This window comes from Myxosarcina sp. GI1, from assembly GCF_000756305.1.
Taxonomy (GTDB): Bacteria; Cyanobacteriota; Cyanobacteriia; order Cyanobacteriales; family Xenococcaceae; genus Myxosarcina.
In genome coordinates this window covers 221,559-229,068 of the sequence record NZ_JRFE01000015.1, presented here as the reverse complement: position 1 = coordinate 229,068, position 7,510 = coordinate 221,559, and the positions used below count along the sequence as shown (strand labels likewise).

Annotated in this window: 8 protein-coding genes; 3 read left to right on the top strand and 5 right to left on the bottom strand. The window is 41.0% G+C overall.

The genetic code is table 11. The features are described 5' to 3' along the window. Window positions 1-327 precede the first annotated feature (327 nt). From KV40_RS11610 to KV40_RS11595, 4 genes are all read right to left on the bottom strand, one after another. Window positions 328-585, bottom strand: coding sequence for a DNA-binding transcriptional regulator (locus KV40_RS11610; protein ID WP_036481247.1), 258 nt, complete (start codon window positions 583-585; stop codon window positions 328-330). A 208-nt stretch (window positions 586-793) separates the two neighbouring features. Then, window positions 794-2,458: a CTP synthase gene (locus tag KV40_RS11605; RefSeq protein WP_052055560.1), complete on the bottom strand. Its 1,665-nt coding sequence runs from the start codon at window positions 2,456-2,458 to the stop codon at window positions 794-796. Between the two features lie 107 nt (window positions 2,459-2,565). Next, window positions 2,566-3,048, bottom strand: a complete 483-nt coding sequence (locus tag KV40_RS11600; protein ID WP_036481246.1) for a hypothetical protein — start codon at window positions 3,046-3,048, stop codon at window positions 2,566-2,568. 23 nt (window positions 3,049-3,071) lie between these two features. Next, window positions 3,072-3,290 (bottom strand): hypothetical protein, encoded by a 219-nt coding sequence (locus KV40_RS11595; protein WP_036481240.1) that lies wholly within the window; start codon window positions 3,288-3,290, stop codon window positions 3,072-3,074. A 232-nt stretch (window positions 3,291-3,522) separates the two neighbouring features. Between KV40_RS11595 and KV40_RS11590 the strand changes: the two genes are divergently transcribed. Both KV40_RS11590 and KV40_RS11585 read left to right on the top strand, forming a co-directional pair. Continuing rightward, on the top strand, window positions 3,523-3,753 hold the full coding sequence (locus KV40_RS11590; RefSeq protein ID WP_036481237.1) for a hypothetical protein: 231 nt from the start codon (window positions 3,523-3,525) through the stop codon (window positions 3,751-3,753). After that, complete coding sequence (locus tag KV40_RS11585; RefSeq protein WP_036481231.1) at window positions 3,750-4,178, top strand: PIN domain-containing protein; 429 nt, start codon at window positions 3,750-3,752, stop codon at window positions 4,176-4,178. Before KV40_RS11590 ends, KV40_RS11585 begins: the two co-directional genes overlap by 4 nt. A gap of 21 nt (window positions 4,179-4,199) precedes the next feature. Here KV40_RS11585 and KV40_RS34885 read toward each other — a convergent pair whose 3' ends face one another. Beyond that, window positions 4,200-4,427: a hypothetical protein gene (locus KV40_RS34885; RefSeq protein WP_156114018.1), complete on the bottom strand. Its 228-nt coding sequence runs from the start codon at window positions 4,425-4,427 to the stop codon at window positions 4,200-4,202. Between the two features lie 61 nt (window positions 4,428-4,488). Between KV40_RS34885 and uvrA the strand changes: the two genes are divergently transcribed. Next, on the top strand, window positions 4,489-7,407 hold the full coding sequence (gene uvrA, locus KV40_RS11580; RefSeq protein ID WP_081942831.1) for an excinuclease ABC subunit UvrA: 2,919 nt from the start codon (window positions 4,489-4,491) through the stop codon (window positions 7,405-7,407). The last annotated feature ends 103 nt before the right edge of the window (window positions 7,408-7,510 follow it).

Here is a 7,510-nt window from a genome sequence, read left to right as displayed (position 1 = left end):
AATGTCCATCTCCCAGAAAGTTTGGCGCGGGCTGGAGTCCGCCGAATCGCGAAGCGCGATTGTCTGATGGAGTATTACGATACAAAATCTCTGATAGTTCTTGAACGCACTCTTGAACACGAGCTTTTTCTGATGGAGTCATTAATCTTTTTATCTACTCAAGTCTTCTTATAGTTTGACCGCCATTGCTTCTATTTCTCTACTTCTTCTGTTTTTCTTCCAAAATGGGATGCTCCCGTTACTCAAACACAATATAACAGTGATAATTCTATTTTAGATATTAGAAAATGCTGATTATTTGTTAATGTATTAAACTGTAAAAATTAGCTATTTCAAAGCATGAGTTTGATATCGCTCAAATAGCATTTTACCGCGATCGCCCATCTTTTCTAATTCTGAAAAAATTAGCCTTTGTGCCATTGGGGAGGGACGTACTTGTTTTCTTTCCCAACGATTTATAGTAGGTATAATTACGTGAAAATAAGAAGCAAATTCTTCTTCGCTCAATCCACTTTCTTTGTGTAATTCACAAATAAGACGACCGATATAGGGTTGAGGTAATCTTTGAAATTTTGTTGCAGTCATAAGATTGATTCTTTAACTCTGCATCTATATTTACAGTGTTGGCAAAAATAAATCTTATGCACTCTTTCTTAGGATATAAACAAAGATTATGTTTGTCGCGATCGCCATATTTTATTAATGAGCAAAGCTCGTTTAACATTAAACTTTTCAATGAGCAATTAGCAATAAATTTTGATGAGCGACTTTAAGGTTAGTCAATGAAAATTGTTCACTGTTCATTGTCAATTGTTGAATGTTTGCCATTATTTGCCATTATGGGTTGTTTTTGAGCTTCATTGTGTTTGTGAAGTCCAGTGCGAACAAATCCCAAAAATAGTGGGTGGGGTTCATTAGGACGAGAACGAAATTCGGGATGAAACTGCGTAGCCAGAAAGAAAGGATGATCGCGTAACTCGATAATTTCTACCAAGCGTCCATCGGGAGAAGTACCGCTAATTTCATAGCCAGTTTCTAATAACAGTTGACGATAGGCATTGTTAAATTCATAACGATGGCGATGACGTTCGTATACTACTTCTTGTTTGTATAAAGAAGATGCGAGAGTATCGATTTTTAAACGACAGGGATATATACCCAAACGCATGGTTCCTCCCAAATCTACTACGTCTTGTTGTTCGGGTAGGATATTAATTACTGGATTGGGACTTTCGGGATCGAATTCGGAACTATTAGCATCGTGAAGATTGGCTACATTACGGGCCCATTCTATTGCCGAACACTGCATTCCCAGACAAAGCCCTAAAAAAGGAATTTTATTGAGGCGAGCATATTCTATAGCAGCAACTTTACCATCTACGCCACGAATGCCAAAGCCGCCAGGAACGATAATACCGCTAACATCTTTTAAATATTTCTCCGCGCCGTGAATTTCAAGATCTTCGGCACTGACCCAGCGTAAATGAACGTCACCTTCTACAGCGATCGCTGCGTGTTCCAAAGCTTCTACAACCGATAAGTAAGCATCTCCAAGCTGGATGTACTTACCAACAATCGCAACTTCAATTTGAGTGCGAGGAGAATTCATTTTCTGTACTAAACCGCGCCAGTCTTCTAAATTCGGCTGACGCGCTTCAAGGTGCAACAATTCTAAAACCTGCTGCGCCAAACCTTCCTGTTCTAAAATTAATGGTACTTCGTAAATCGTACTGGCATCTCTGGAAGTTACCACTGATTCTACGGGTACATCGCAAAATTCCGAGATTTTTTCTTTAATCCCCGTTTTTAGAGGGCTTTCGCTGCGACACACTAGAATATCTGGCTGAATGCCAATCGAGCGCAGTTCTTTTACTGAGTGCTGTGTGGGCTTAGTTTTCATTTCCCCTGCGGCTTTTATCCAGGGGATTAGGGTAACGTGCATATAAATGACGTTATTTCTGCCGACATCTTTGCGAAACTGCCTAATTGCTTCCATAAACGGCAAAGATTCGATATCGCCGACAGTACCACCAATTTCGGTAATAACGAGATCTGAACCTGTATTTCTGGCTACTCGATGGATTCTTTCTTTAATTTCATTAGTGATATGAGGAATTACCTGTACCGTTCCTCCCTGATAGTCACCCCTTCTTTCTTTATTGATTACCGCTTGATAAATAGAACCTGTAGTAACGCTATTGAGACGCGACATCGAAGTATCGGTAAAGCGTTCGTAATGTCCCAAATCTAAATCTGTTTCTGCCCCATCATCGGTAACAAATACTTCTCCATGTTGATAGGGACTCATCGTACCAGGATCGACGTTGATATAAGGGTCTAGTTTGAGAATAGACACCGAATAATTTCTCGACTTGAGTAATCTTCCCAAGCTAGCCGCAACAATCCCTTTACCGATACTCGAAACAACTCCTCCAGTAATAAAAACGAACTTAGCCATTAGAATTCCCCATCATTTATTTTAGGCGCGACCCGATCGGCCAAAGTAAAATTTTAGCTGACAAAAGCGATTGTAGGTCAGTTCATTTTTATGTACGAACAAAATAATTAGTTTGATGAAGCAGCCAAACTAAAATCGCGATCGATAATGTGTTCTTTACCAGATGAGTCTACCTCAATTAAAGATAATTCGCATTCAACCGTTCCTTTTAAGTAAGTTTCGCCAGCAACTTCGCCACCAAGATCGATATTACCCATTAGCTTTTGTGTAGTCGGATCGAAGTGAAACTCAAAATAATTTCCCTTAGCCAACCCATCGGTTACGTTGTTGTAAGTCTGAATTAGCTTATTGGCAGGATCGTAAAAATTAACCTTCAAAGATTGTAAATTTTCGGTTTGCCCTGCGCCTTTCTGAGAAATAACTGGCGATCGCCTCTCATATTCAAACACTCCTTTAACCGTATATCCCTTCGCACCCTGCCACTGAAATGTTTGTGTTGCCGCTGTTGCAGATGGGATAAAAATAGAAATAACAATTAGTGCGATCGCAATTACAATCGCTAATTTAAATAAATTTCTCGCTCTAAACATGATTAATAGCAAAAATACTCATGTTAATGGTCATGCTGTTCGGCACTGTCTGTTGGTAAAATGCCTAAAATTTCTTGAGGAATGTCGGCAACCAGTTCTTCAATAAATACGCCAAAAGGCTTGGGTGATTCTTGCAAGCGGTGATGCTTAATTTTTGCTAGTAGTAAAAAGTCAAAAACTTCTTCGATGACGCGATCGGATGCTGTCTCAATTTCACGAATTAATTGTTCTTTGAGGGTCATTTTTTAGGATATTGTCATTTGTCCTATGTATATTCAATTATACTTTTGTTGCTTCTCGCTACAAATTTTTGATGCTATGTTGCAAATTAATCTGGCGAGCAATGAGCTATTCTTGAGACGCTAATTATTTCTAGTTGCTATTTGTTCGCCCTATGAAGATGCGATTGCTCATCTCATAATTAACCGATTTCATATACTAGAAGATAGATATATTTAAGTTTGCAAGAAGGCAATGGGACTACAACAACTAAAAGCAGAAGCCGTTAAGCTTTCTCCAGAAGAGCGTCTCGAACTAATTTCAGCGATCGTCGAATCTTTACAAAATGCCCCTGTTTCTCAGGGCGATCGCTTCACTGCAATTAAACGGATGCGAGGTTTATTAACCACAGATCGCCCCGCACCAACTGATGAAGAAGTAGCTGTCATGCTAGAAGAAAGACGGACAAAGAAGTATAGCAAGTGAAAGTTTTAATCGATACCAATATAGTCTTGGATTTTCTATTGCAAAGAAAACCTTTTCTTCAAGATGCGGAGCTTTTGTTTGAAGTTGTCAGCACTGGACAGATTATTGGTTATGTTACGGCAACAACCCTGACAGATATTTTTTATATTGCTCGCAAACACTCTGGCAGCACAGAAGTTGCTCGACAAGCGATTTCAGAGATATTAACGGTTATGACTATTTGCTCAGTTGATAGAGCAGTTTTAGAGTCCACTTTCAACTCTGGCTTTGATGATTTTGAAGATGCCGTTCAGATCTTCAGTGCAGTTGCTCAAAATTTAGATGCGATTGTAACTCGCGATAATAAAGGGTTTGTGAGTTCTCCTATATCTGTATTATCGATTCAGGAATTACTACAGCAAGTTAAAGCGCAAAATAAAGATTGATTTAATCTGGTGAGCAATGAGCTATTCTTGAACGCTAACTGTTCCTAGTTGTTGTTTGTTTGCCCTACGAAGATGCGATCGCTCTATGGAAAACATACTTACTTTATTTTGACAAACTCTCAGACAGACTTGTGCTTGTTTATTGGTTGGGTTAACGGGCTTCTCTTCAATTGTGACATTTAATTTATTGTGGTTAATTCTTAGAAAAGTTAGCGATCGCCCGTCCAACTTCAAAAAAAATTTGCTCACTTTAGCTTCAAGACTGTCTGAAAACGCTAAGATTACTAAGGAATATTAAGCCACTGTCCTTATGTCCCAGTCGATCGACGATCGCCCCACAAACGGCATTAAACCCGACAATTTCAATAGCAATTTCAATGAAAATACTATTCGTATTCGCGGTGCGAGACAGCATAACCTAAAAAACATCAATCTAGAATTACCGCGTAATAAGTTAATTGTCTTTACTGGCGTGTCGGGATCGGGAAAATCTTCTCTAGCTTTCGATACCATATTTGCCGAGGGACAGAGGCGTTATGTAGAATCTCTAAGTGCTTATGCCCGTCAGTTTTTAGGACAGTTAGATAAACCAGATGTCGATGCGATCGAAGGTTTGAGTCCTGCAATTTCCATCGATCAAAAATCAACTTCTCACAATCCCCGTTCTACTGTCGGTACGGTTACGGAAATTTATGACTATTTGAGATTATTATTTGGTCGGGCGGGAGAACCCCACTGTCCCCAGTGCGATCGCCCGATTTTGCCTCAAACTATCGATGAAATGTGCGATCGCATTATGGAATTGCCCGATCGCACCAAGTTTCTAATTCTCGCGCCAGTAGTAAGGGGCAAGAAAGGGACTCACAAGCAGCTATTATCTAGTCTTGCCGCTCAAGGTTTTGTGAGAGTCCGCGTCAATGGCGAAGTCAAACAGTTGAGTGATGATATCGTTCTCGATAAAAACTACAAGCATAATATTGAAGTTGTTATAGACCGACTAATTAAAAAAGATAGCATTCAAGAGCGGGTAGCCGATTCTTTAGCAACCTGTTTGCGTCTGTCAGAGGGTGTTGCCGTTATCGAGATTTTAAACGATACCGAGCAGTCAGAAGAAATAGTTTTTTCGGAAAACTTTGCCTGTCCCGAACACGGTGCGGTAATTGAAGAGTTATCTCCCCGACTGTTTTCTTTTAATTCTCCCTACGGTGCCTGTTCTCACTGTCACGGTTTGGGCAGTTTACGCACCTTCTCACCAAAACTGGTAGTACCCGATCCGACACAGCCAGTATATAGTGCGATCGCGCCCTGGTCGGATCGAGATAATAGTTACTATCTATCTCTGCTCTACGGAGTAGCGCAAGCTTATGGCTTTGAAATTCAAACTCGTTGGAACGACTTAAGTAAGAAACAGCAACAGGTAATTCTTTACGGTAGCGACGAAGCAATCTACTTTGAGTCCGATACCCGTCGCGGCGATCGCCGAGGCTATCATCGGCATTATTCTGGCGTAATCAAGATGCTAGAACGCAACTATCACGATTCAAATTCTGATAGTATCAAGCAGAAACTAGAACAGTATTTAGTCGATCTTCCCTGTGAAGTCTGTCATGGTCAAAGGCTCAAACCTGCATCTCTATCGGTTAGCTTGGGTCGATACCGCATCAACGATCTAGTCAGCGTACCTATTAGAGAATGTTTGTTTAGAACTAATAATCTTCAGCTTACCAAGCGGCAAGCAACGATCGGCGAACTAGCTTTAAAAGAAATTAGAGCCAGACTGCAATTTTTGCTCGATGTCGGCTTAGATTATCTAACGTTAGACCGCGCTGCTATGACTCTATCGGGAGGAGAAGCGCAGCGTATTCGTTTGGCAACTCAAATTGGTGCGGGGTTAACTGGGGTGCTGTACGTGCTTGACGAACCGAGTATTGGTTTGCACCAGCGAGATAACGATAAATTGCTCGTTACCCTCAAAAAACTCAGAGATTTGGGCAATACCCTAATCGTAGTCGAACACGACGAAGATACAATTCGCAATGCCGATGATATTGTCGATATCGGTCCTTATGCGGGGGTACATGGAGGCGAGGTTGTGGTTCAGGGAAATTTAACGGCTTTATTAACTGCCGAACAATCTCTGACTGGTGCTTATTTAGCTGGGAAAAGAGTTATTGCTACACCTGCCGAACGCAGAACGGGTAAAGCAGTTGGCTTGACCTTGCAAGATTGCCGCCAAAACAACCTCAAACATATCGACGTTAATGTTCCTTTGGGTAAATTTGTTTGTATTACTGGAGTTTCTGGTAGCGGTAAATCTACTCTGGTTAACGAACTGCTGCACCCAGCTTTAAAACATCACTTAACTCGCAAGGTTCCTTTTCCGACTAATTTAGGAGAAGTGACTGGTTTACAGGCGATCGATAAAGTAATTACTATCGATCAGTCTCCTATTGGTAGAACTCCTCGTTCTAACACTGCTACCTATACGGGAGTTTTTGACGCAATTCGGGCTATTTTTGCCGAAACAGTAGAAGCAAAAGCCAGGGGATATAAAGCAGGACGGTTTTCGTTTAACGTTAAAGGCGGTCGCTGCGAAGCCTGTGGTGGACAAGGGGTAAACGTCATTGAAATGAATTTTTTGCCCGATGTTTACGTTCAGTGCGATGTTTGCAAAGGTGCCAGATACAATCGAGAAACTCTACAGGTTAAGTATAAAAATTATTCCATCGCTGATGTATTAAACATGACCGTAGAAGAAGCGGTAGAAACTTTTAAAAATATTCCCCGCGCTGCTAGTCGCCTACAAACTTTAGTCGATGTAGGTTTGGGTTACATCAAACTCGGACAGCCAGCACCGACTCTATCGGGAGGTGAGGCACAAAGAGTCAAACTAGCTTCAGAGTTGTCCCGTCGCGCTACGGGTAAAACTCTCTATCTAATCGACGAACCGACTACTGGGCTATCTTTTTATGACGTGCATCATTTGTTAAACGTCTTGCAGCGTTTGGTTGATAAAGGCAATTCACTTATTGTTATCGAACACAACCTCGATGTCATTCGCTGTGCCGACTGGATTATCGATCTCGGTCCCGAAGGAGGCGATAAAGGCGGTGAAATTATTGCTGAAGGTACGCCAGAAGCAATAGCAGTAAATGAGCGATCCTATACTGGTAAATATCTCCAACAGGTACTAAAAAAATATCCTTTAGCAGAAGTTATTAGCTCTTAATCGATCGCTCCTTGCAAAGTATGGCAGTTTATATTTTATAGCAGTACAAGAGAGTATTAAGACATTGAGCTAAATACAGTTGCCTTTTGCCTTTTGCCTAACA

Coding starts and splice junctions, on each gene's coding strand:
- KV40_RS11610 (WP_036481247.1), bottom strand. CDS start 585: ATGACTGCAACAAAATTTCAAAGATTACCTCAACCCTATATCGGTCGT.
- KV40_RS11595 (WP_036481240.1), bottom strand. CDS start 3,290: ATGACCCTCAAAGAACAATTAATTCGTGAAATTGAGACAGCATCCGAT.
- KV40_RS11590 (WP_036481237.1), top strand. CDS start 3,523: ATGGGACTACAACAACTAAAAGCAGAAGCCGTTAAGCTTTCTCCAGAA.
- KV40_RS11605 (WP_052055560.1), bottom strand. CDS start 2,458: ATGGCTAAGTTCGTTTTTATTACTGGAGGAGTTGTTTCGAGTATCGGT.
- KV40_RS11600 (WP_036481246.1), bottom strand. CDS start 3,048: ATGTTTAGAGCGAGAAATTTATTTAAATTAGCGATTGTAATTGCGATC.
- uvrA (WP_081942831.1), top strand. CDS start 4,489: ATGTCCCAGTCGATCGACGATCGCCCCACAAACGGCATTAAACCCGAC.